The sequence below is a fragment of the Patulibacter sp. NPDC049589 genome, from assembly GCF_040675535.1.
GTDB lineage: Bacteria > Actinomycetota > Thermoleophilia > Solirubrobacterales > Solirubrobacteraceae > Patulibacter.
Genome location: NZ_JBFAPC010000026.1, coordinates 15,545 through 37,389, shown reverse-complemented (window position 1 = coordinate 37,389; position 21,845 = coordinate 15,545). Strand labels below are relative to the sequence as shown.

The 21,845-nt window shown below is 73.6% G+C and carries 20 protein-coding genes, 1 tRNA gene and 1 riboswitch; of the genes, 16 read left to right on the top strand and 5 right to left on the bottom strand.

What is annotated here, in order from left to right:
• Positions 1–54: 54 nt before the first annotated feature.
• The 3 genes from recJ (at position 55) to AB0L40_RS07225 (ending at position 5,979) form a co-directional block, all read left to right on the top strand.
• Positions 55–2,481, top strand: coding sequence for a single-stranded-DNA-specific exonuclease RecJ (gene recJ / locus AB0L40_RS07235; RefSeq protein WP_364351381.1), 2,427 nt, complete (start codon positions 55–57; stop codon positions 2,479–2,481).
• Positions 2,439–4,958, top strand: coding sequence for a bifunctional (p)ppGpp synthetase/guanosine-3',5'-bis(diphosphate) 3'-pyrophosphohydrolase (locus AB0L40_RS07230; RefSeq protein ID WP_364351378.1), 2,520 nt, complete (start codon positions 2,439–2,441; stop codon positions 4,956–4,958). Before recJ ends, AB0L40_RS07230 begins: the two co-directional genes overlap by 43 nt.
• A 229-nt stretch (positions 4,959–5,187) precedes the next feature.
• Positions 5,188–5,979, top strand: a complete 792-nt coding sequence (locus AB0L40_RS07225) for a methyltransferase domain-containing protein (RefSeq protein ID WP_364351375.1) — start codon at positions 5,188–5,190, stop codon at positions 5,977–5,979.
• Between the two features lie 118 nt (positions 5,980–6,097).
• Here AB0L40_RS07225 and AB0L40_RS07220 read toward each other — a convergent pair whose 3' ends face one another.
• Positions 6,098–7,084, bottom strand: a complete 987-nt coding sequence (locus AB0L40_RS07220; RefSeq protein ID WP_364351372.1) for a diacylglycerol kinase family protein — start codon at positions 7,082–7,084, stop codon at positions 6,098–6,100.
• 61 nt (positions 7,085–7,145) lie between these two features.
• Between AB0L40_RS07220 and AB0L40_RS07215 the strand changes: the two genes are divergently transcribed.
• On the top strand, positions 7,146–7,844 hold the full coding sequence (locus AB0L40_RS07215) for a class I SAM-dependent methyltransferase (RefSeq protein WP_364351369.1): 699 nt from the start codon (positions 7,146–7,148) through the stop codon (positions 7,842–7,844).
• A gap of 140 nt (positions 7,845–7,984) precedes the next feature.
• Entirely contained in the window at positions 7,985–9,421 is a 1,437-nt protein-coding gene (locus AB0L40_RS07210) for a hypothetical protein (protein WP_364351366.1), read from the top strand.
• A 125-nt stretch (positions 9,422–9,546) separates the two neighbouring features.
• Here AB0L40_RS07210 and AB0L40_RS07205 read toward each other — a convergent pair whose 3' ends face one another.
• On the bottom strand, positions 9,547–10,524 hold the full coding sequence (locus tag AB0L40_RS07205; RefSeq protein WP_364351363.1) for a glycosyltransferase: 978 nt from the start codon (positions 10,522–10,524) through the stop codon (positions 9,547–9,549).
• Between the two features lie 119 nt (positions 10,525–10,643).
• On the opposite strand from AB0L40_RS07205, the gene AB0L40_RS07200 reads away from it, so the two are divergent.
• Positions 10,644–11,384: a class I SAM-dependent methyltransferase gene (locus tag AB0L40_RS07200; RefSeq protein WP_364351360.1), complete on the top strand. Its 741-nt coding sequence runs from the start codon at positions 10,644–10,646 to the stop codon at positions 11,382–11,384.
• Between the two features lie 125 nt (positions 11,385–11,509).
• Here AB0L40_RS07200 and AB0L40_RS07195 read toward each other — a convergent pair whose 3' ends face one another.
• On the bottom strand, positions 11,510–12,505 hold the full coding sequence (locus tag AB0L40_RS07195; protein WP_364351357.1) for a magnesium transporter CorA family protein: 996 nt from the start codon (positions 12,503–12,505) through the stop codon (positions 11,510–11,512).
• Between the two features lie 80 nt (positions 12,506–12,585).
• Here AB0L40_RS07195 and AB0L40_RS07190 point away from each other — a divergent pair, with 80 nt between their 5' ends.
• The 3 genes from AB0L40_RS07190 (at position 12,586) to AB0L40_RS07180 (ending at position 15,317) form a co-directional block, all read left to right on the top strand.
• Entirely contained in the window at positions 12,586–13,446 is an 861-nt protein-coding gene (locus tag AB0L40_RS07190; protein ID WP_364351354.1) for a methyltransferase domain-containing protein, read from the top strand.
• Positions 13,447–13,589: 143 nt separating this feature from the next.
• Positions 13,590–13,687, top strand: a riboswitch (SAM riboswitch).
• Between the two features lie 62 nt (positions 13,688–13,749).
• Positions 13,750–15,036: a threonine synthase gene (gene thrC, locus AB0L40_RS07185; RefSeq protein WP_364351351.1), complete on the top strand. Its 1,287-nt coding sequence runs from the start codon at positions 13,750–13,752 to the stop codon at positions 15,034–15,036.
• On the top strand, positions 15,036–15,317 hold the full coding sequence (locus AB0L40_RS07180; RefSeq protein WP_364351348.1) for a ubiquitin-like small modifier protein 1: 282 nt from the start codon (positions 15,036–15,038) through the stop codon (positions 15,315–15,317). The genes thrC and AB0L40_RS07180 overlap by 1 nt, the downstream gene beginning before the upstream one ends.
• Before the next feature lie 208 nt (positions 15,318–15,525).
• Here the strand turns inward: AB0L40_RS07180 and AB0L40_RS07175 are convergent, their stop codons facing one another.
• Positions 15,526–16,818 (bottom strand): acyltransferase, encoded by a 1,293-nt coding sequence (locus tag AB0L40_RS07175; protein ID WP_364351345.1) that lies wholly within the window; start codon positions 16,816–16,818, stop codon positions 15,526–15,528.
• Between the two features lie 35 nt (positions 16,819–16,853).
• Here AB0L40_RS07175 and AB0L40_RS07170 point away from each other — a divergent pair, with 35 nt between their 5' ends.
• The 6 genes from AB0L40_RS07170 to AB0L40_RS07145 all read left to right on the top strand — a co-directional run bounded on the left by AB0L40_RS07170 (position 16,854) and on the right by AB0L40_RS07145 (position 20,350).
• On the top strand, positions 16,854–17,069 hold the full coding sequence (locus AB0L40_RS07170; RefSeq protein ID WP_364351342.1) for an RNA-binding S4 domain-containing protein: 216 nt from the start codon (positions 16,854–16,856) through the stop codon (positions 17,067–17,069).
• Between the two features lie 35 nt (positions 17,070–17,104).
• Positions 17,105–17,518, top strand: coding sequence for a hypothetical protein (locus AB0L40_RS07165; protein WP_364351339.1), 414 nt, complete (start codon positions 17,105–17,107; stop codon positions 17,516–17,518).
• Between the two features lie 230 nt (positions 17,519–17,748).
• The gene (locus tag AB0L40_RS07160; RefSeq protein WP_364351336.1) at positions 17,749–18,720 is read left to right on the top strand and encodes a hypothetical protein; all 972 of its coding nucleotides are present in this window, start codon (positions 17,749–17,751) and stop codon (positions 18,718–18,720) included.
• 63 nt (positions 18,721–18,783) lie between these two features.
• Complete coding sequence (locus AB0L40_RS07155) at positions 18,784–18,918, top strand: hypothetical protein (RefSeq protein WP_364351333.1); 135 nt, start codon at positions 18,784–18,786, stop codon at positions 18,916–18,918.
• A 142-nt stretch (positions 18,919–19,060) separates the two neighbouring features.
• Positions 19,061–19,285, top strand: coding sequence for a hypothetical protein (locus tag AB0L40_RS07150; protein WP_364351330.1), 225 nt, complete (start codon positions 19,061–19,063; stop codon positions 19,283–19,285).
• 519 nt (positions 19,286–19,804) lie between these two features.
• Complete coding sequence (locus tag AB0L40_RS07145; RefSeq protein WP_364351327.1) at positions 19,805–20,350, top strand: hypothetical protein; 546 nt, start codon at positions 19,805–19,807, stop codon at positions 20,348–20,350.
• Between the two features lie 164 nt (positions 20,351–20,514).
• On the opposite strand, the gene AB0L40_RS07140 is transcribed toward AB0L40_RS07145, so the two are convergent.
• A tRNA-Arg gene (locus AB0L40_RS07140) sits at positions 20,515–20,587 on the bottom strand.
• A gap of 196 nt (positions 20,588–20,783) precedes the next feature.
• Between AB0L40_RS07140 and AB0L40_RS07135 the strand changes: the two genes are divergently transcribed.
• Positions 20,784–21,830 carry a ribonuclease Z gene (locus AB0L40_RS07135; protein ID WP_364351324.1) on the top strand — a complete coding sequence of 349 codons (1,047 nt, stop codon included), beginning with the start codon at positions 20,784–20,786 and terminating at the stop codon, positions 21,828–21,830.
• Positions 21,831–21,845: the final 15 nt, after the last annotated feature.

Below are 21,845 nucleotides of genomic sequence, written 5' to 3'. Positions count from 1 at the left end.
GGCGGGGTCGCATCCGCGCGGCCTGCCGTCCGTCCCGGGGCCTACCCTCCACCGGTGCGCTTCGAGATCCCGCCCGCGCCGGCCGCCCAGGTCGCCGCCCTGCAGCAGGCCCTCGGCGTCGGCCGCATCTGCGCCGAGGTCCTGGTCCGCCGGGGCTTCTCCGAGCCGGCCGCCGCAGCGCACTTCCTCGCGGCGGACGAGCACCCGCCGCTGAGCGCCTTCCGGGGCCTCGAGGACGCGGCCCAGGTGCTCCTGCGCCACGCCCGCCAGGGGTCCCGGATCGTCGTCCACGGCGACTACGACTGCGACGGCGTCTGCGCCACCGCGACCCTCGTCCGCGCGCTGCGCCAGATCGGCGCGCAGGCCGACTGGTTCCTGCCGCACCGCGTCGAGGACGGCTACGGCCTGAACGAGCGCACCGTCCGGCGCCTGGCCGCCGACGGCACCGGGCTCGTCGTCACGGTCGACTGCGGCATCACGTCCGTCGACGAGGCCGCGCTGGCCACGGAGCTGGGCCTCGAGCTCGTCGTCACCGACCACCACCGCCCGCGCGCCGACGGCGTGCTCCCCGCGGTCCCGATCGTCCACCCCGGCGACGGGCGCTACCCGTACCCGCAGCTCTGCGGTGCGGCGGTCGCCTGGCGGCTCGCCGGGGCGCTCCTGCAGGCCGCCGGCCACGACCCCGCGGACGCGGACGTCGATCTCGACATCGTCGCGCTGGCGACCGTCGCCGACGTCGTGCCGCTGACGGGCGAGAACCGCTGGATCGTCCGCCAGGGCCTCCGCGCGATCGCGGACTCGCGCCGCCCCGGCCTGCGCGCGCTGCTCGACGTCTCCCACACCCCGCCGGCCGACATCGACGCGACCGCCGTCGCGTTCCGGCTGGCGCCGCGGGTCAACGCCGCCGGCCGGATCGGCCGCGCCGACGTGGGGGTCGAGCTGTTCCTCGCGGCCGACGAGGACGAGGCGCGCAGGCTGGCCGACCGCCTGGACCGCGCGAACCTCGACCGCCGCGAGGTCGAGCGGCGGATCCTCGACGAGGCCGTCGCCCAGGCCACCGCCCAGGGTCCGCAGCCCGCCTACGTGCTCGCGGGCGAGGACTGGCACCCCGGGGTCGTCGGCATCGTCGCGTCGCGGATCGTCGAGCGCTTCGGCCGCCCCGCGGTGCTGCTGGGCCGCAACGGCGACGAGCTGACCGGCTCGGCCCGCTCCGTCCCGGGCTTCGACCTGCTCGCCGGCCTGGACGCCTGCGCCGAGCACCTGCTCCGCCACGGCGGCCACCGCGCCGCCGCGGGCCTCGCGCTGGACCCCGACCGGCTCCCCGCGTTCACCGCCGCGCTGCGGGCCTACGCGGACGTCCACCTTGACGAGGCCGCGCTGGAGCCCGCCGAGCAGGTCGACGCCGTCGTCGGCGGCGCCCAGCTGGGCATGGCGCTGGCCGACGAGCTCTCCGCGCTCGGGCCGTTCGGCGAGGGCAACCCCGAGCCCGTCCTGCTCGTGCCCTCCGGCCGCGCGGAGGGCGTGCGGCCGCTCGGCGCCGCCGGGGCCCACATCGCCTTCACGCTCGCGTCCGGGTCCTCGCGGATCGCGGCCGTGGCGTTCGGCCGGGACCGGATTCCCGGGGCCAGCGAGGGTGCTGCCTACGCGGGCGGCCCGATCGCCGGGACGTACGTGCTGGAGCGCCATTCCTTCCGCGGCAACGTCACGCCGCGCCTGCGGGTCCGCGAGCTCGCCCCGCCCGCCCCGGACGCGATCGACCGGCTCGACGGCGCCGCCGCCGACGCCGCCCTGGCGGTGCTCGAGGCCGAGGGCGGCCTGCCGCTCGCGCCGGCCGGCGGCGGCCGCGGGGCCTGGGCCGCCCGCTTCACGGACCGCTCGGAGTCCGGGGCCGCGGCGGCCGTCGCGGCGCTGGTCGGCACCGGGGAACCCGTGACGGTGGTCGTCGCCGACGCCGTCCGGCGCGCCGGCCCGCTGGGCCTCGTCGTCGGCGGCTTCGCGCTCACCGACTGGTGGAGCGTGGCCCGCACGCCGCGCTCGCTCGACGGCACGGTGCACCTCGTCGCGCTCGATCCGCCGAGCGACGCGGCCCACGTCGCGGTGCTCGACGTGCTGGCCGGCGTGCAGGCCTGGAGGGCATGGGGGGACCCTGAGCTACGATTCACCGTAGATGCGATCGGACGCGAACACGACCTGCGGAGCGGGGCGACCGCGCTCTACCGCCGCGTGCGCCGCGACGGGCCGACGCCGGTGGGCGCCCTCGCCGAGCCCGACCTCCCCGGCTGGTGGCTCGGGATCCTCCTCCGCGTCCTCGAGGAGTCGGGTGCGCTGGTCGTCGATCGCGCCGAGCGCCTGGTCGCGCTGGGCGACGGACCCGTCCGGCCGCTCGAGGACGGGCCGACGGCCCGCGCGTGGGCCGCTCGCGGCCGGGAGCGTCACGCATGGCTGACCGGGACGCGACCGGACCCGGTGCCGGCGCGGTGACCGCCCCCGGCGACCACGACCTGCACGCGGGCGCCGTGGACCACGCCCGTGGCCGAGTACCGGTCACCGACGAGCGCTCGCGCGACCGCGTGGGCCTGTCCGCCGCCGATCTGGCGTCGGGCCGCGGGGGAGGGCCGGGCCACGAACCACAGATGCCGCCGATCCACGCAGACGACGTCGCCGGGGCCGCCCAGGAGGGCGAGGTCCTGACGGCCGAGGAGCTCTCGCTCCGGGCGGACCTGCACGCCGTGATCGCCGAGCACGCCGAGGAGGACCGCGCGTCGATCGACGTCGATCGGGTCGACGACGCGTTCCGCTTCTCGTGCCTGCACCACCGCGAGCAGCGCCGCAAGTCGGGCGAGCCGTTCATCGCCCACCCCGTCGAGGTCGCGAAGATCTGCGCGGGGATGCACCTCGACACCGAGGCCGTCGTCGCGGCGCTCCTGCACGACACCGTCGAGGACACCGCCGCCGAGCTCGAGGAGATCGAGTCCCGCTACGGCCGCACCGTGCGGCTGCTGGTCGACGGCGTCACGAAGCTCGACGGCATCGCCTTCACCTCGCGAGACGAGGCGCAGGCCGAGAACTACCGCAAGATGGTCGTGGCGATGGCCGCGGACGTCCGCGTCATCCTCATCAAGCTCGCCGACCGGCTGCACAACGCCCGCACGCTCGCGGCGCACAAGCGGCCGAAGCAGCTCGAGATCGCGAAGGAGACCCTCGAGGTCTACGCGCCGATCGCTCACCGCCTCGGCATCCACGCGATCAAGTGGGAGCTCGAGGACCTCGCGTTCGCGACCCTGCACCCGCGCAAGTACCAGGAGATCAAGGGGCTGGTGAACCAGCAGCGCGGCGAGCGCGAGGTCTACGTCGCCGCCGCCGGCGAGTACCTGGCCAAGGAGCTGGAGGGCGTCGGCATCGAGGCCGAGATCTCCGGCCGGGCCAAGCACTTCTACTCGATCTACCAGAAGATGACCCGCAAGGGCCGGGAGTTCAACGAGATCTACGACCTGACGGCGATGCGTGTCGTGGTCGACTCGGTGAACGACTGCTACGGCGCGATCGGCGTCATCCACTCGCTGTGGAAGCCGCTCCCGCGGCGGTTCAAGGACTTCGTCGCGATGCCGAAGGCCAACATGTACCAGTCGCTGCACACGACGGTCGTGGGGCCCGAGGGCCAGCCGCTGGAGATCCAGATCCGCACGCAGGACATGCAGCGGACGGCCGAGTTCGGCGTCGCCGCCCACTGGATCTACAAGCAGCGCTCCCCCCAGGACAGCGCGACGGGCGCGACGAGCACCAACGGCTCGGGCACCCCGTCGGTCGACGAGATCCGCTCCGACGGCGATCGCTTCACGTGGCTGCGGGCGATGCTCGACACGTCGCGGGACAACGACGACCCGCAGGAGTTCATGGACGACCTGAAGGTCGCCCTGTTCGAGGACGAGGTCTACGTCTTCACGCCGAAGGGCGACGTCAAGTCGCTCTCCCGCGGCGCCACGCCCGTCGACTTCGCCTACGAGGTCCACACCGACGTCGGTCACCGCTGCGTCGGCGCCAAGGTCAACGGCAAGATCGTCCCGCTGAGCTACACGCTGCGCTCGGGTGACATCGTCGACGTCCTGACCGCCAACCGCGAGCGCGGCCCGTCCCGCGATTGGCTGACGCTGGCCCAGACCAGCCGGGCGCGGTCGAAGATCAAGGCGTGGTTCAAGGCCGCCGGCCGCGAGGACTCCGAGCACCTCGGCCGCGAGCTCCTGCAGGAGCAGCTGCGCAAGGCCGGACTGCCGGCCCAGCGCCTCGTCGGCTCGCCGCTCCTGGCCGACGTCATCAAGGAGATGGGCTACCGGAAGGGCGATGACTTCTACATCGCCCTCGGTGGCGGCAAGGTCTCTCCGCACGTCGTCGTCAACAAGGTCCTCAAGCACCTCAAGGAGGGCGAGGCCGCCGACGACGAGCCCGCGGGCCCCGTCGAGGCGCTGCTGCGCCCGGACGTCGTCCGCCGGCAGCCGACCGGCTCGGCCAAGAGCTATGGCGTCTCCGTCGACGGCGTCGGCGACGTCATGCTGCGCATGGCCAAGTGCTGCCGCCCCGTGCCCGGCGACCCGATCGTCGGCTACGTCTCGCTCGGCCGCGGCATCACGATCCACCGCGACGACTGCCCCAACGCGCAGCAGCTGCGCAAGGACCCGGACCGCTTCGTCCCGGTCGACTGGGCCGGGCAGCACCAGCAGTCGTTCAAGGTCGAGGTCCAGGTCGACGGCTACGACCGTCACCGCCTGCTCGAGGACCTGACGAGGGTCTTCGCCGAGGCCGGCGTCAACATCGTCTCCGCCGTCTGCACGACGACGCCGCCGATGGTCCGCAACCGCTTCGTCGTCGAGGTGGGGGACACCAAGGTCCTGCGCACGACGATCAACCGCCTCCGCAACACCGAGTCGGTCTTCGACGCGTTCCGGATCACCCCGTCGGTCTGAGGGGGAGGACGTGCGGGCCTCGCCCCGAGCTTCTCGGGGCGAGGCGGACCGTACGGTGTGAGGGCTCGGGGCACCCTGAGGCGTGCCTCGTCGCCAGGCCGCCTGCCGTCCGGCGCCGTCCGGGCGCAGGGGACGCGGTGAGCCGCCCGTACGTGCTCGACGTCCTGCCGGTCGACGGCGTCCTCGTGGGATCGACGTCCCGCAGGGCTCCCGATTAACCTCCCGGACCGTGCCGCCTTCCGACACCACCGCTCCCGCCGCGTCCCCCGACCGCGAGGCGCTGCTCGCCCAGGCCCTCGGGCAGCCGTGGTACCACACGATCGAGGTCGCGCCCGGGCGCTTCACCGACGGGACGGTCGACCACCGGGAGATGACGCCGAAGCTGCTGCCGGCCGTCCTGTCGGGCAAGCGCTGCCTCGACGTCGGCACGTTCGACGGGTACTTCGCGTTCGCGATGGAGGAGCGCGGCGCGTCCGAGGTCGCCGCCGTGGACCTCGAGACGTTCGACCAGGCCGAGTGGCCGCCCCGCAACCGTCCGCACCTGCTGGCCAACGGCGGCGACGCCGAGCCGGGCGAGCGGTTCAAGATCGCGGCGAAGCTGCGCGACTCGAAGGTCCGCCGGGCGCTGACGCCGATCTACGACATCTCGCCGGCGACCGTCGGCGGGCCGTTCGACCACGTCGTCCTCTCCGACCTGCTGCTCCACGTCCGCGACCCCGTCGGCGCACTCGAGGCCGTCCGCACCGTGATCGCCCCCGGCGGTCGCCTGCTGGTCGCGGAGGAGGTCAACGTCCGCCTCTCGCTCGCGTCCCCGCGCCGCGCCGCCGCGAAGCTCCAGACCGGCTGGACGGACTACGGCTGGTGGCAGGCGAACGTCGCCGGCCTCTGGCAGTGGCTGCACCAGGCGGGCTTCCGCATCGAGAAGCGCGCCTTCTACACCCTGAACGCCAAGGGCGCCATGCGCCGCCTGCACGTCGCCTACGAGGTCACGCCCGACCCGACGGCGCCGCAGGCGGGCTGAGGCGCCCGGCGGCCCTGCGCCTTCGCCGGCCGCGCGTTCCCGCCGGCCGCCGCGCCCCGGCCGGCCCGCGCCCCGGCCGGCGACGCCACGCCGCGAGGCGCCCGGGCCGCCGCGCCCGTCAGGCGACGATCAGCAGCCCGCCGGGCGCGATCCCGATCTCGGCCCGGTCCGTGACGCCGACGTAGTCGCCGTCGACCTGGAACGGCAGCGGCCGCTCGTCCGCGGTCCGCACGACCGCCGAGGTCAGGCCGGGGAACGCCTCGACGGCGCGGTGCCTGCCGAGGTCCAGCGACGGGATCAGCGCTCGGATCGTGATCCCCGGCATGACCGTCGGGCGGGAGTGGCGCAGGATCGCGCCGGCGAGCGTGCCGGAGTCCAGCGACTGGTCGGGGAGCAGGCGGACGGGGCGGCTGGCGAAGTACGTGAACTCCGGGGCGTTCTGGAAGACCGCCGTCACGCCCGGGAGCGAGCGGCCGTCGGGCAGCTCCAGGATCATCTGCGGCGGGTGGCGGACGTAGTGGCGGTTGAAGGTGCTCACGGCCGCCGCGGCGTAGAACCACGGCCCGAACCGTGCCTTGAGCTTCGGCCGCTGGTCGACGCGGTCGACGACGCTGGCGTCCAGGCCGACCCCGGCCGCGAAGGTGAACCAGCGGTCGCCGATCCGCCCGACGTCGACCGCGCGGGTCTCCCAGCGGTCCGCGAGCGACAGCACGTGCTCGGTCGCGTCGACGATGTCGCCCGGCATCCCGATCAGGCGGTGGAAGACGTTCGTCGCGCCGCCGGGCAGCGGCACGAGGGGCACCCCGGTGCCCACGAGCCCGTTGGCGGCCTCGTTGACGGTGCCGTCGCCGCCGAGCGTGACGACGGCGTCCGCGCCGGACTCCGCGGCGATCCGGGCCAGCTCGGTGGCGTGGCGCGGTCCCTCGGTGTCGACGGGTTCGACCTCGAAGCGGTGCGACAGCGCGTGGACCACGAGGCTGCGCAGGCGCGGCGACGTGGTCGTCGCGTTCGGGTTGACGATCACCGCGAGACGCCGGCGCCGGGACGAGGTGAGCGCGGAGGCGTCGGGGGAGGGCGCGGAGACGTTCACGACTCTCAGCAACACCGCCGGGCGCCGCTCGTTACGCGCGAGCGGCCGGACCGGGGGCCGAAGTACCATCGGCGCGGTGAGCGCACCCGAGGATCCCGAGCTCCGTCGCATCGCCCGCTTCTGGGACGCCCGGGCCAAGGAGGACGCCCGGCGCTACTCCACTCCCGGAGGCGTGCGCGTCGACGACGAGACGTTCAACGCCGCGGGCGAGGCCGTCCTGCACGCGCTGGAGCACGACCTCGGCTGGTTCGCCGATGGTGCCGCCCGCGCGCTGGACCTCGGCTGCGGGGTGGGACGCCTGACGCGTGCGCTCGCCGGTCGCGCGGACGAGGTGCTCGCCGTCGACATCTCGCCCCGGATGCTCGAGGTGGCGCAGGCCCGGCTCCGCGACGTCGAGAACGTCACCTGGCACACGGCCGACGCCGGCGACCTGCCGCGGCTGCCCCCCGCCACGATCGACGCGGCGCTGGCGATCGGCGTCCTGACGCACCTGCCGACCGCGAAGCACGTCGCGGCCGCGATCGACGAGCTCGGCCGGCTGCTGCGCCCCGGCGGCATCGCGGCGTTCGACGTCCGCTCGGGCCCACAGCCGCTCGCGCTGCCGGGAGAGGACGATCTCCCCGTGCACGTCATCGGCCACCCGCTGTGGCACGGCGCCGCAATCGATCTCGAGACCCTCGCGGCGCTCGCGCACCAGGCGGACCTGATCGTCGAGCGGATCGAGGGTTCCGGCAGCGCCCGGTGCCTCGTCCTCGTGCGTCGCGACGACGTCTGAGCGTCCAGCGCGCCTGGACGCCCGACGGTCCGCCGCCGCCCGGGGAGCGGACGGACTGGCCCCGTCGTCTGCGCCGAAGTGGCGGGCATCACTGGTACCGTGGCGACCGGTTCCCCGTCCCGCCAGAACGTCGTACGCCCATGCATCCTTCCGCCTCCCACCGCTCACCGAGCCTCCGCCGCGCCCGCCGCGTGCTTTTGGGCGGCGCCCTGACGATCGGCGTCGCCGCCGCACTGCCGTCCGGCGCCTCCGCTGCTCCCGCGACGTGGTCCGAGTTCGCGCCGCTCGCGCTGCCGCAGCCCGGCAAGGTCTGGCAGGCCACCGACCAGAAGATGATCATGGTCGCCATCCCCGGCGGCGGCTGGGGCGCCGGCACCAACACGCTGCTCGACCTCTACGGCTACATGGACTGGTGGTCCAAGCTCGCCCAGTCCAAGGGGATCAGCGTCCACGTGATCACGAGCCGCGAGGGCGGTTTCGCCGGAGCCGTCCCGCTGGAGATCGCCGACCTCGGGGCCGCGCTGGGCAAGGTCCACACCGACAACCCGGGCGTGCCGATCTGCGTCTACGGCCTGTCGTCGGGCGGCCACCTCGCCGCGATGCTCCAGATCCTCCGGCCGGACATCACGCAGTGCGTCGTCTCCGACGGCGGTCCGCTCGACATGGAGGCCTTCTTCCAGGACTCCAGCGAGCTGCGCGGCATCACGCTCGGCGACTTCTTCCAGGGCCAGGTCGCACAGACCGCGGTGCGGGAGTGGTTCAACACGCCCGAGCACCCGGACAACGTCTCCCGGCTGGACCCGTCGACCCAGACCAACCGGATCGGCGACCTGTTCGCGATCGAGGCCGGCCCGAACCCCGACGGCAGCGCGGCGGATCGCTCCGTCGGCGACCGCCAGGGCGAGTCGATCCGCTCGAAGATCCCGAACCGGACGACCGTGCGCTACGTCCACGCGGCCTTGGACGGCCAGGACTCGCTGCCGACGGCCCACAACCTCTACTCCACGTTCCTCGACGGCTCGCCCGGCGGCGCCGAGGCCACGGAGGCCCGCAAGATCTACACGGAGGCCGCCGACTGGATGCTCAAGCAGGCGGCCAAGGCCAAGGCCGCGAGCGCCGCGCTCACGCCGCAGGTCGCCGTCACGCCGCCCGCCCCGGTCGTCGCACCCCAGCGTCTGGCGATCTCGCTGCGCAGCCTGGCGGTCCGTCCCGACGCCCGGGGCCGCGTCCCGGTGAAGATCCGCTGCACGGGCGCCACGACGGCCTGCAAGGGCACGGTGCGCCTGACCTTCGGCGGCGTGGCGTCCAAGGCGACGTCGTACAAGGTCACGACGAAGAAGAGCACCTTCGCCACGGTGCTGGTCCCGCTGGCCGCGCGCCAGATCGCCTACCTGACGCCCCGTCGCAGCGTGACCGCGCGCGTGCGGCTCACCGGCACGTCGCCCGGCGCGAAGGCCGTCACGCGCAACACGAACATCAGCGTCGTGCGTACCCTGGCCCTGGCCCGCAAGGACGCCGCCGCGAAGAAGCAGGCCGCGGCGGCCAAGAAGAAGAAGGCCGCGGCCAAGAAGAGGTAGGGCGTCTCGGCGCCGATCTCAGCGCCGCCCCTGCAGGGCCGTCCCCGGCCGGGGACGGTTCGCTCCGGTCCGTCCGCTCGGTCGCGCATGGCGACCGGCACGGCCCGAGACCGCCGGGATCGCCGTCAGAGGACGATCGTGCCGGTGCGCAGGCACCCGGCGGCCAGGGACGCGGTCTCGACCGCGTCGCCGGCCAGGAGCCCGGCCGCGAACGCGGGCTGCGCCCGCCGGCCCAGCCCACGGGACCGCCGCTCGAGCCCGACCGCATAGGGCGCCAGGGCCGCCGCGCCGAGCCGCGACGCGCGGCGCGACCCCGTGATCCGTCCCAGGGCCAGGAGCACGAGGCCCGCGGCCGCCAGGTCGCAGCCGGGCCGGTGCGCGCCGAGGAAGACGCCGCGCTTCAGGACGGTCGAGCGGACCTCGGGACAGCGCGCCACGATCCGGCAGAACGCGCCGGCCCGCGCCCGCTCCCGGGCCGCACCGCGCCATCCGCGTGGCGTCACCGGATGCTCGACCACCGCGTCGGGCGCCCAGATCAGCGGCGCACCGGCGCGCACGAGGTCCCAGCCGAAGGCGACGTCCTCGCCCATCTCCTTGCCGCCCTGCGGGCGCGGGCCTGCGGAGAAGCCGCCCACCGCCACGACGTCGCTGCGACGCGCCGCCAGGTTCGCCGTCTCGTGGAGGCCGCTCGGGATCGGCCGCTGGACCGTGCGGTCGAACGGGCCGACGTCGGCGCCCGGCGGCACCCGGATCGGGCCCTGGACGACCGCCCGCCCACCCCGCAGCGGCGCGACGAGCGCCGCCAACCACCCCGCCACGGGCGCGCAGTCGGCGTCGGTGAACGCCACGAACTCGCCGGTCGCGACGGCGAGCGCGGCGTTGCGGGCCGCAGCGGGCCCCTCTGCGACGGGCAGGCGCACGAGCGTCACGGGGATCGGCGCGACCCGCACGACGGCGGCGACGTCGTCGCGGGAGCCGTCGTCGGCGACCACGACCTCGAACGCCGGGGCGCCCACCTGCCGCCCCAGCGCGCCCAGCAGACCGGCGAGGTCCGCTGCGGCGTCGCGGACGGGCACCACGACGGTGACGACGGGGTCGGGCACGCCGGACACGCTACCTCGCGCCCGGTGCCGACGGACGCGCCGGACGCCGTCGACGGGGTCGCGGGATCGGCCGACCAGAACGCGACGCCGGGCGAGGGAGAGCCCGTAGAGTGGCGCGCGTGAACGACTCCGGGCATATGGCGAGGTTCTGGGACGAGCGGGCCCGCGAGAACGCCCTGTTCTACGTCGACAACCGGCTGGACTACAAGACCGGCTCGTACGCGTCCGACGACCCCGACGACTTCTGGACCAAGGGCCGGCGGGACTTCGACGCGATCCTCGAGGCGGTCGGCGCGCCCGAGATCGGCCCCGACGACGCCCTGCTGGACATCGGCTGCGGCGTCGGCCGGATGACCCGGGCGGCGGCGGCGAAGGCCCGCCAGGTGACCGGCATCGACGTCAGCGCCGAGATGGTCGAGCTCGCCCGGCACGAGCTGCGTGACCTGCAGAACGTCGAGCTCCTGGTGGGCGACGGGACGGGCCTGACCGGAGTCGCGGACGCGAGCGTCGACGTCGTCTTCTCCGTCGTCGTCTTCCAGCACATCCCCGACCCGGAGATCACGCTCGGCTACGTGCGCGAGATCGGCCGGGTGCTGCGCCCGGGCGGCTGGGCGGCGTTCCAGGTCTCCGACGACCCGGCCGTCCACGAGATGGACCTCCCGCGTGCGGGCGGCCTCCGCGGCGCCGTCGCGCGCCTGCGCGGCACCGAGCCCCGCGGCCAGGACGACCCGGCCTGGCGCGGCTCGGCGGTCGACCTGGCGCGGCTCGCCGCGGTGGCGCAGGAGTCGGGCACCGCGGTGGCCAACGTCGTCGGCCGCGGCACGCAGTTCTGTTACGTGCTCCTGCGCCGCGAGGCCTGACCGCCACCCGCACCGCGGTCCACCGCGGCGCCCGCGACACTGTGGCGCCGAGACCCGCGGGGCGGGAACCGTGCCTAGGCGGAGCGCGAGCCGAGCTGCGGCGTGATCCCGGCCGCCGCGGCGCCCTACAGCAGGTCGTTGCGGCGGAACCACCAGACCATGCTCACGAGGATCGTGACCATGACCCCCATCAGGACCCAGAACGCGCCGGAGTCCGCCTCGCCCGGAACCTTGACGTTCATCCCGAAGACCGATGCGATCAGCGTCAGCGGCAGCACGATCACGGTGATCGCGGTCAGGACCTTCAGGGAGTCGCTCTGGGCGTGCGCGAGCACCGACTCGTTGGAGCCCTCGAGCGCCTCCGCGACCTCCTTGAAGTTCTCGAGCATGTCCCAGACGCGCTCGGAGGCGTCGTTGATGTCGTCGAAGTAGAGCTCCTCGTCCTCGACGAGGTAGCGCCGCGCCGCGTTGAGGTCCTTCAGCGCCGTCCGCTGCGGCCGGACGATCTTGCGGAAGTTGATGATCTCCTGCTTCACGTTGGAGATGTCGCGGACGATCTCCTTCGAGCGGCCCTCGAAGATGTCCTCCTCGAGGCTCTCCAGCTTGTTGCCGATCTTGCGCAGCATCGGGAACGACGCGTCCACGCACTCGTCGACGATGCGGTAGAGCAGGTAGCCGGCGCCGCGGGAGAAGTGGCGCTCGCGCTCCTCCTCGCGATCCTCGACGCGCGAGAACAGGTAGTCGATCGTCCGCAGCGGCCGGTTGGGGATCGTGATGACGAAGTCCGGCCCGATGAAGACGTCGAGCTCGAGCGCGTTGAGCCGGCCGACGTTCTTGTCGTAGTCCGGGAAGTGCAGCACGATGAACAGGTAGTCGTCGTACTTGTCGACCTTCGGCCGCTGGTTGCGGGACGAGACGTCCTCGTAGTCCAGCGCGTGGAAGTCGAAGTGCTCGTGCAGCCACGCCATCTCGACGCGGCTGGAGCGGCCGAGGTTGATCCACCGGAGACCATGGGCCTCGACGATGTCGATCTGTGGCGTGTCGGGCTCGCCCTGGCCCGAGGAGGTGGTCTCAGCGGGCCGGGAGCCGAACCCGAAGCGCGGACGGGGAAACGTCGGCATCGGGACTGAGGGGTTCGTCGTCGACGGCGGGCACGGTCCTACCAGTCTACTCCGCGCCTCTCTCTGTACCGTGCACGCCCATGACTCCCTCGACCGCGCCCGCGGCCGCCCCCACCGCCGCCGAGGTGCGCGCCGCCGTGGACGCGGTGCCGCTCTGGTACCACTCGATCGATCTGCCCCACGGGATCTCGACGCCCGGCTGGTTCGACCTGCGGCCGATCATCGACACGATGCCGTGGCCGGACCTGCGGGGCAAGCGCTGCCTGGACGTCGGCACGTGGGACGGGCACCTCGCGTTCGAGATGGAGCGCCGCGGCGCGTCCGAGGTCGTCGCGATCGACCTGAAGGACCAGTCGCAGTGGGACATCCCCACCCGCGGCCGGCCGCTCGCCACCCCGGCGCTCGAGGGCATGGTCGGCGAGGACAAGGCCGCCGGCTTCTCGACCGCTCACCGGCTGCTGGGCTCGAAGGTCGAACGCCGCGCGATCTCCGTCTACGACCTCTCGGTCGAGGAGGTCGGCGAGTTCGACTTCGCGATCTGCGGCAGCCTGATGCTGCACCTGCAGAACCCCGTCAAGGCGATGGAGGCGATCCGCAAGGTCACGACCGGCCACTTCCTCTCCGCCGAGATGCTCCGCGTCCGCGCGACGCTCCAGCATCCGCGTCGCGCCGTCGCGCTGCTCGAGGCCGACGAGGGCCTCGTCCAGTGGTGGCACCCCAACCTCGCGGCGCACCGCCGGATGGTCTGGGCCGCCGGCTTCGTCGTCGAGAAGCAGAGCCGCCCGTACGTGATCCGCCTGGGCGAGGGCCACCCGCCGGAGGACACCCTGAAGGAGCGCGCCTTCGCCCTCGGGCGCCGCGCGCTGTTCGGCCACCAGGGCCTGCCGCACGTGTCGCTGCTGGCCCGCGTCGACCACACCGTCGACGCGGTCGCCCGCTGACGGGATAGGCGGGGGGCCTCGCCGCCCCGAGCGTCCCGGGCAGGGGGTGCGTCGGACCGGGGCGAGGCTCGTGGCGCCCGCGGACGTGCTGCACAGCCCGGACATCCGGGGTTCATTGATACGCTCCGCAACGAGCACCGATCAACACATCCAGAGGGGGGGAGGGACTGGCCCGTTGAACCCCCGGCAACCACCGCGAAATCGCCGACGCGGAGAGGTGCCAATTCCAGAGAGATGTGTGGCTGGACCAGTACGGACCTCCGCCACACCCTTTCGGCGGAGGACCGACGAGGAGTTCAGCCCATGTCTGCCAGTTCCCTGACCTGTCGCGAGTGCGGCAGCACGTACCCGCTCGAGGCGCATTTCGTCTGCTCGAAGTGCTTCGGTCCGCTCGAGGTGAAGTACGAGGAGCACCCCTCCAAGGGTGACCCCGAGGCCATCCGCCGTCGCATCCAGGCGGGCCCGCAGAACATCTGGCGCTACGCCGACTTCCTGCCCGTCGACCGCGTGCCCGTGCTGGCCGCGAGCGGCCCGGGCCAGACGGCCGGACTCGAGGGCCTGCCGGCCGGCAGCACCCCGCTGGTGCGCGCCGACAACCTCGCCAAGGAGCTCGGGCTCCGCGAGGTCTGGGTGAAGAACGACGCCGCCAACCCGACGCACTCCTTCAAGGACCGCGTCGTCGCCGTCGCCGCCGCCCGCGCCAAGGAGCTCGGCTTCACGACGCTCGCCTGCGCGTCGACCGGCAACCTCGCCAACGCGGTGGCCGCCGCCGGCGCCGCCCTGGGGATGCCCGTCTACGTCTTCATCCCGGCGGACCTCGAGGAGCAGAAGATCCTCGCGACCGGTGTCTACGGCGCCACGGTCGTCACCGTCCGCGGCAACTACGACGACGTCAACCGGCTCTGCACCGAGATCGCCGGCGAGCGGCCCGACTGGGCGTTCGTGAACGTCAACATGCGCCCCTACTACGCCGAGGGCTCCAAGACCCTGGCGTACGAGATCGCCGAGCAGCTGGGCTGGCAGACGCCGGACCGCATCGTCGCGCCGATCGCCTCCGGGTCGCTGTTCACGAAGATCGGCAAGGGCTTCGCCGAGTGGCAGGAGCTCGGGCTGCTGGACGCCGACAAGGCGCTGCCGATCATGAGCGGCGCGCAGGCCGCCGGCTGCAACCCGGTCGCCCACGCGTTCGAGCAGGGCCAGGACGTCTGCCGTCCGGTCAAGCCGAACACGATCGCCAAGTCCCTCGCCATCGGCAACCCCGCCGACGGCCCCTACGCGATCGAGCTGGCCCGCAAGACGGCCGGCACGATCGACCAGGTCACCGACGACGAGATCCGCGCGGGCATCGCGCTGCTCGCGCGGACGACCGGCATCTTCACCGAGACCGCCGGCGGGGTGACGACGGCGGTGCTCAAGAAGCTCGCCGACTCCGGCCGGATCGGGGCCGACGAGCGCGTGGTCATCGTGATCACGGGCGAGGGCCTCAAGACGTTGGATGCGGTCCGTGGCTCCTTCGAGTGCCGCGAGATCGACGCCAACTTCGACCAGTTCGAAGCGACCGCGGAACACCGCACGGAGGTGTCGGTCTGATGGCCGAAGTCACGTTCAAGATCCCGACCCAGCTGCGCGCCGCCACCGGCGGCGAAGGCACGGTCAAGGCGGAGGGGACCACGGTCCAGACGGCCCTGGAGTCCCTCTTCACCGCCCACCCGGAGCTCCGCTCGAGCCTGACCGACGACGCCGGCGACCTGCGCCGATTCGTCAACGTCTATCTCGACGGCGAGGACATCCGCTTCGGCGACGGCCTCGGCACGGCGGTCACCGACCGCCAGGAGTTGCAGATCCTCCCCGCCGTCGCCGGCGGTCGGTAGGGCTCGCGGTCACCCGCCGGTCCGCTTCGCGCGGCCGTGACGGGTGGCCCTTTGAAGGCGACGGCACGCCGGCGGTCGGTAGGGCTCGCGGTCACCCGCCGGCCCGCAGCACGCGGCCGTGACGGGTGGCCCGTTGAAGGCGACGGCACGCCGGCGGTCGGTAGGACTCGCGGTCACCCGCCGGCCCGCAGCACGCGGGTCAGCCCCGTCAGTCGCCCGACGCGGCCTTGGCGTAGGCCGGCCGCGTCGCGGTGCGCCGCGACGGCGTGCGGCGGTGCGCCCAGGCGATCGCCGGACGCTCGACGAAGCGCCACAGCAGCATCGCCAGCGCGAGGCTGATCCCGACGACGACGAGCACCGCCAGGGCGGGGTCGCGCGGGAAGGCCTCGAACGACCGCAGGACCTTGATCACCGGGTAGTGCACGAGGTAGAGGCCGTAGGAGTACGCGCCGAACCGCTGGAGCGGGCCGCGCTCCATGATCACGGCGCCCACCGGGCGGCCGGCCACGATCGCGCCGATGACCATCGCGAAGCCGATCGTCACGGGCGTGTCGATCAGCGCCTGGCGCCAGGCCTCGGGGCCGAGCCCGTAGATGCGGGCGGCGGTCTCGGTCGCGACGAGCGCGACGCCGGCGGCGGCCAGGGCCGTCGCGGGGCCGACGGTGAGCCGCCGACCGTGCGTCAGGACGGCGACGAGCATGCCCGCGCCGAACGAGCCCATCCGGACGGGCAGGGTGTCGGTCGTCGTGCCGGGCCAGCCGTGCAGCGTCCCCTGGCCGATCAGCCAGCAGCCGAGCGCGGCGATCAGCAGGCACACGGCCGCGAGCACCCGCCGGCGCGCGGCCGGGCGACGCAGCCGCCGGCAGGCCCGCGCGGCGGCGAGCCCGAGCAGCGGGACGGCGACGTAGAAGGAGACTTCGACCGCCACGCTCCAGGTCGGCGGATCGATCCCGCCGTGGGTGCCCTCGCGGTAGTTCTGGAGGAACACCAGGTAGGACATGACCTCGGACGCCGGCTGCGCCGCGGGGTGCTCGAGGAACGCCAGCAGGAGCGCGGAGGCGAGGATCACCAGCCAGTACGCCGGGACGATCCGCGCACCGCGCCGCAGCGCGTACGGCCACAGGCGCGGCTGCGCGCGGCCGTCGAGCGCTGCGGCCGCGAACGGCCGGAAGATCAGGAAGCCTGAGAGCACGAAGAACAGGGGCATCCCCAGGCGCCCCTCTCCCAGGAGCCCGTTGAGGAGGCGTCCGTCCGGCGCGGCGCCGTCGCCCTTCACGTACAGCCACACGTGACCGACCGCGACACCGAGTGCTGCGGTACCGCGAAGCCCGTCGAGGGCGCTGACGTGGGGGACCGTCGGCCGCGCCGGGGAGGAACCACCCGGCGTCGAGTACGAACTGGAGTCCGTGATGTGTCGGAGTCTTACAAAGACCTTGGCGCCCGCGGCGCACCCCCTGTCGGCCCTCGCGCGCGCCGGCGTCGCTCGCGGGCGCGACGCCACCGCCGGACGGCGCGACGGTCTGCGACGATCGCCGGGTGCGCGACATCGAGATCCGTGGGGACATGGTCCGCCTCGGCCAGCTGCTGAAGCTCTCCGGCGTCGTCGACTCCGGGGGCGAGGCGAAGGCCGCTCTCGGCGAGGGCCTCGTGACGGTCAACGGCGAGCCCGAGGAGCGCCGCGGGCGGCAGCTCCACGACGGCGACGTGGTGGCCTTCGAGGACGAGATCCTGCGCATCGTCGCTGCAAACTGAGGGGTTCCGTCCGGTAGGCGCTCTACGGTGCCGCCATGCTGACGCCCTCCGCCGCCGACCCGAACTGGGCGGCCGGCGACCTCCTCGAGCACGCCCGGCGGCTCGCGGCCCTGGCGTCCTCACCGGTCGACCGCAGCTCACCGGAGAGCCCCGTCGTCGTGGGCGTCCGCGAGCTCCACGCCCGGTGCGTGCGGCTCGAGGTCGACCCGGTGGTCGCCGAGGTGCCCGCGCGGCAGCGCGCCCGGCTCGCCGAGGCCTTCGACCGTCTGGCGTGCGCGTCGGACGATCTCGCGTCGATCGTGCTGCTGCGGTGCACGGGAGAGGAGCACGTCGCCGGCGACGCCGCCCCCGACCTGCCGGCGCTGCTGGCCCGGGTCGCCGAGCGCCACGACCACGTCGTCGCGCTGCTCGGCCGCGCGGGCGTCCGGCGCACGTACCCGACGTCCTGAGCGGCGGTCCCGGGGGCACGGACTTCCGACCGCCGGCGGAGCGGCGATCGCGGGGGCGTCACGGCCGGTGGACGACGCCGGGAGGTGCCCGGGAGCAGGGCGTTCTCATTCGACTCTCACGGTGCTGGTCGCATCCTCGACTACGCTCGACGGACCGCCCGGTGCCGCAACGCACCGGCTTCCCCCGACAGGCGCCGCCCGCGGTCGGTCGCCGTTCGCAGGAGACTCGAATGATCCGCATCGCCCCGGCCGTCCTGGTCGGCATCGTCGCGGTCGCCGCCGCCCCCTCGGCCGCCACCGCCGCCACGAAGGCCCCCGCCGTCACGAAGCCGTCTGTCGCGACGGGCCTCGCCGGCAGCATCACGCCGCAGAGCGCCACCGTCACCGGTCGCGTCGATCCCGGCGGCGCCGGCACCGCCTACCGCTTCGAGTACGGGACCAGCAAGAAGTACGGCGCCAAGACCGCCCGCGCCAGCGCCGGCGCCGGGGTCTCCCCGGTCGCCGCGACGGCCGGGATCTCGGGCCTGAAGTCCGCGACCGTCTACCACTTCCGCATCGTCGCCAACAACCGCAAGGGCACCGTCCGCGGCGCCGACCGGACGTTCAAGACGCCGGTCCAGCCGCTCGGCTTCACGGTCGCTGCCAACCCGAGCGTCGTGCCCTTCGGCGGCGCGACGACCATCGCCGGCACCCTCGGTGGCACCAACAGCACGGGCCGCGAGGTCCAGCTGCAGCAGAACCCGTGGCCGTACACGGGCGGCTTCCAGCCCGCCGGCAACGTCCAGCTGACCTCGTCGACCGGCGCGTTCGCCTTCCCGCTGCTCGGCCTCGGCATCAACACCCAGTACCGCGTCGTGACGACCGGCAAGTCGCCCGTCGCCTCCGCCGTCGTCGGCACCCAGGTCGGCGTGATCGTCACCACGAACGTCAAGCGCAAGGTCCGTCCGCGCGGCACCCTCCGCTTCTCCGGCCGGGTCCGCCCGGCCCGCGTCGGCGACGCGATCGGCGTCCAGCGCCTGTCGGGCGACAAGTGGATCACCCTCAAGGGCTCCCGCACGACGGCCGGCACCGACCAGTACGCCAAGTACGCGGTCCGCGTCCGGATCAAGCACAGCGGCACCTACCGCGTCTTCGTCCAGGTCAAGGACGGCAGCTTCCAGTCGCTCCCGGGCGCCTCGGTGAACATCGCGCTGCGCCGCTGAGCAAGGACAGGTGCTGCGCGCCCGCGGTGTTCGACCTCGGACACCGCGGGTACCGTCAGTCCCATGAAGCGCGTGCTGTCGGTCGTTCCCGTCCTCCTGGTCGTCGGAGCGTTCGCGGGCTGCGCCAAGAACCCGCCGATCCAGGAGACGGACACGCCCGCACCGCTGGTGACGACCCCAGGGTCGAGGACGCCGTGACCGCGGGCGTCAGAACGCGTCGACGTGCCGGCCGCGACCGACACCGGCCAGAGCGGACCGGGACGGCGGCTGCCGTTCGGCGGCGCCGGACACGGTCACCGCCCGGCGGGCGGCGGGACGACATTGGCGACGTGATGCGCTCATGACCAACGCCTTCCGCTCCGCCGTCGAGGCCCACGACCCCGACGCCTTCCCGGCGCTCCTCGCACCCGAGGTCGTGTTCCCCTACGACCTGAAGGCCCTCGCCGCCGAGATGGTCGGGCACTTCTGGCCGATCCCGCACGCCCAGCTCTACCGCGACGCCCCCAGCTGGCCGAACGCGGCCTCCTCACCGAGCAGACGGGCCGCCGCCGCGTCTTCGACCTGACTCCCGCCGGCCGCGAGGCCCTGAACGCCCGGCTCGCCGACGAGGCGACGAGCGACCCGGAGACCCGCGACCCGGCCCTCCTGAAGCTCTCCTCCGCCGAGCTCGCCGGCCCAGACGCCGTGATCGCCCTGGCCGAGGGTTAGTCCCGCCGCCACCGCGAATGGCTGACGACCTACCGCGACCGTCGCGCGGCGCTCGACCCCTCGGACCCGGCAACGCCCTCGCGCGCCCGAGTGCTGGCCCTCGCGATCCTGCACGAAGAGGCGCACGTGTCGTTCTGGTCGGACCTCGCGGACCCGAAGGCGGGGGAGAGGCTGGCGGATCCGGCGGTGGCGGCGGTCGGGGTGGCGGGCGACGTACAGCGGCCGTTCCAGCTCGTGGGCGTCGGGACATCGGCTCGCCCGAAGCTGGCACGAGACATCGCGCTCAGGCGGCCGGGCGACGACACCGACTCCGGGCGCAGCGGACCGCACGCGGGAATGCGAAGGCGTGATCGCACGTCTTCGGCGACGACCTGGGATGCGTCGACGGCTGGCGGCGGTGCCCTACGACCCGTATCATGATGATGTCCATGGATCTCGCGGAGCATTTCCGACGCAACGTGCAGGAACATCAGCAGGCCATGAGGATTCTCGGCCACCCGGTTTCCCCGACGTCGCCGAGCTCGCAGACCTCAACCGAGCGATCCACGACGACGCGGGACAGCCCGAGCGATTCGCGCTCGACCAACGCGCGCCGCTCTTAGGTGTCCTGCAGGAGGCCGCAGTGGCCTACTCGCGAGACGTCGACGGGGTCATCCGAACGGCGAGCATGTTGGCGTTCGGGATCGCGAGATCCCAGAGCTTCCGCGACGGGAATCGCCGGACGGCGTACTGGGCGGCGCACGGCTTCTTTGAGGTGAACGGCCTAGGCCACCTGATGGGTACTGACGATCACATGGTCGCCCGGTACCTGAACCAGATGGTCGAGGCACAGGGCCGAGGCCGTCCACACGACGTGACCGTCGAGAAGTTCGTCGACCTGTTCACGCGCCGACTTTCCGACCGCCGGCCCCGTCGCAGCTGAGCGTTGCCTGTAGGCCGACGAGGCGTTCGGATCGTCGGCTGCCGCGCCGGCGTGGTCGGTTTGGGGTACGGGGACGGGCTGTCGTGCCACCCAACGGGCCGGAGGACCCGACGTCAACCCTCCGGAACGACGAAACCCCAGCCACCGACTGGGGTTTCGAGGAGCGCGCCCGGCAAGATTCGAACTTGCGACTTTCTGCTCCGGAGGCAGACACTCTATCCACTGAGCTACGGGCGCCGGTGGACCGGTGGCCGGTCCGCGACGCAGTGTAGCGGGCCCGCCCGACGGTCGGCGAGGCGGTGACGCGAGGGGGGTTCGAACCCGCCACCGCGCGACCACGGCTCGGGCACACCGGAGCCGAACCCGCCGGCGAGCACCGCTTTGCCCCACGCGAGCCCGCCCACCCGACCACCCACCGACTACCCTCGGCCGCGTGAATCTGGAGGTCCTCTTCGTCGGCACCGGCGGCTCCGCTCCCACGGCGCGCCGTGGGCTGCCCGCCACGCTCGTCCGGCGCGGCGGCGAGGACGTGCTGATCGACTGCGGCGAGGGGACGCAGCGGCAGATGATGCGGTCCAGCGGGCTGGTCGAGCTCGACCTCGTGCTCCTCACCCACCTGCACGCGGACCACTGGCTCGGGCTGCCCGGGCTGCTGAAGACGTTCGACCTGCGGGACCGGACCGCGCCGCTGACGATCGCCGGACCGGTCGGCACGACCGCGGCGATCGAGGGGCTCCACCGGCTCGCCGGCGGGGTGCGCTACCCGCTGGAGGTGCTCGACCTCGAGCCCGGCGACGAGCTGCGGCGCGACGGCTGGACCGCGGAGACGATCGGCGTCCAGCACCGCACGACGGCGATCGGATGGACGCTGGCGGAGGACGACCGGCCCGGGCGCTTCGACGTCGAGGCCGCCCGTGCGCTCGGGATCGGCGTCGACGACCCGCGCGAGTTCGGCCGGCTGCAGGCGGGGGAGACGATCCGCGACGTCCGGCCCGAGCAGGTCACGGGGGAGAAGCGGTTCGGCCGCCGGCTCGTCTTCTCCGGCGACACGAAGCCGTGCGACGCCGTCCGCCGCGCGGCCTGGCGCTGCGACCTGCTCGTCCACGAGGCCACGTTCCTCACCGAGCACGAGGCCCGCGCCCGCAAGACCGGGCACAGCACCGCCGCCCAGGCCGCGACGCTCGCGGCCGAGGCAGAGGTCGGGCTGCTCGCGCTCACGCACCTGTCCGCCCGGCACCGGCCGACGGACGCGCTGGCCGAGGCCCGCGCGGTCTTCGAGCACACGGTGCTGCCGCGGGACTTCGACGTCGTCGAGGTGCCGTTCCCTGAGCGTGGCGACCCCGTCCTGCTCCCCGGCGCAGGGCGTCCGCCGCGCGGCACGACCCCCGCAACCGGCGGTCCCGACCGGAGTGGAGCGACCTCACTCGACGATCCCGAGGACGACGCCGACGACGCTGCTAGCCTCCCGTCCGCTCGTTAAGCCGGTCCAGAGAGG

Excerpts from the sequence above, each read along its gene's own strand:
- AB0L40_RS07230 (WP_364351378.1), top strand. The coding sequence starts at position 2,439 with ATGGCTGACCGGGACGCGACCGGACCCGGTGCCGGCGCGGTGACCGCC.
- AB0L40_RS07210 (WP_364351366.1), top strand. The coding sequence starts at position 7,985 with ATGCATCCTTCCGCCTCCCACCGCTCACCGAGCCTCCGCCGCGCCCGC.
- AB0L40_RS07195 (WP_364351357.1), bottom strand. The coding sequence starts at position 12,505 with ATGCCGACGTTTCCCCGTCCGCGCTTCGGGTTCGGCTCCCGGCCCGCT.
- AB0L40_RS07190 (WP_364351354.1), top strand. The coding sequence starts at position 12,586 with ATGACTCCCTCGACCGCGCCCGCGGCCGCCCCCACCGCCGCCGAGGTG.
- thrC (WP_364351351.1), top strand. The coding sequence starts at position 13,750 with ATGTCTGCCAGTTCCCTGACCTGTCGCGAGTGCGGCAGCACGTACCCG.
- AB0L40_RS07180 (WP_364351348.1), top strand. The coding sequence starts at position 15,036 with ATGGCCGAAGTCACGTTCAAGATCCCGACCCAGCTGCGCGCCGCCACC.
- AB0L40_RS07165 (WP_364351339.1), top strand. The coding sequence starts at position 17,105 with ATGCTGACGCCCTCCGCCGCCGACCCGAACTGGGCGGCCGGCGACCTC.
- AB0L40_RS07160 (WP_364351336.1), top strand. The coding sequence starts at position 17,749 with ATGATCCGCATCGCCCCGGCCGTCCTGGTCGGCATCGTCGCGGTCGCC.
- AB0L40_RS07155 (WP_364351333.1), top strand. The coding sequence starts at position 18,784 with ATGAAGCGCGTGCTGTCGGTCGTTCCCGTCCTCCTGGTCGTCGGAGCG.
- AB0L40_RS07150 (WP_364351330.1), top strand. The coding sequence starts at position 19,061 with ATGACCAACGCCTTCCGCTCCGCCGTCGAGGCCCACGACCCCGACGCC.
- AB0L40_RS07145 (WP_364351327.1), top strand. The coding sequence starts at position 19,805 with ATGCGTCGACGGCTGGCGGCGGTGCCCTACGACCCGTATCATGATGAT.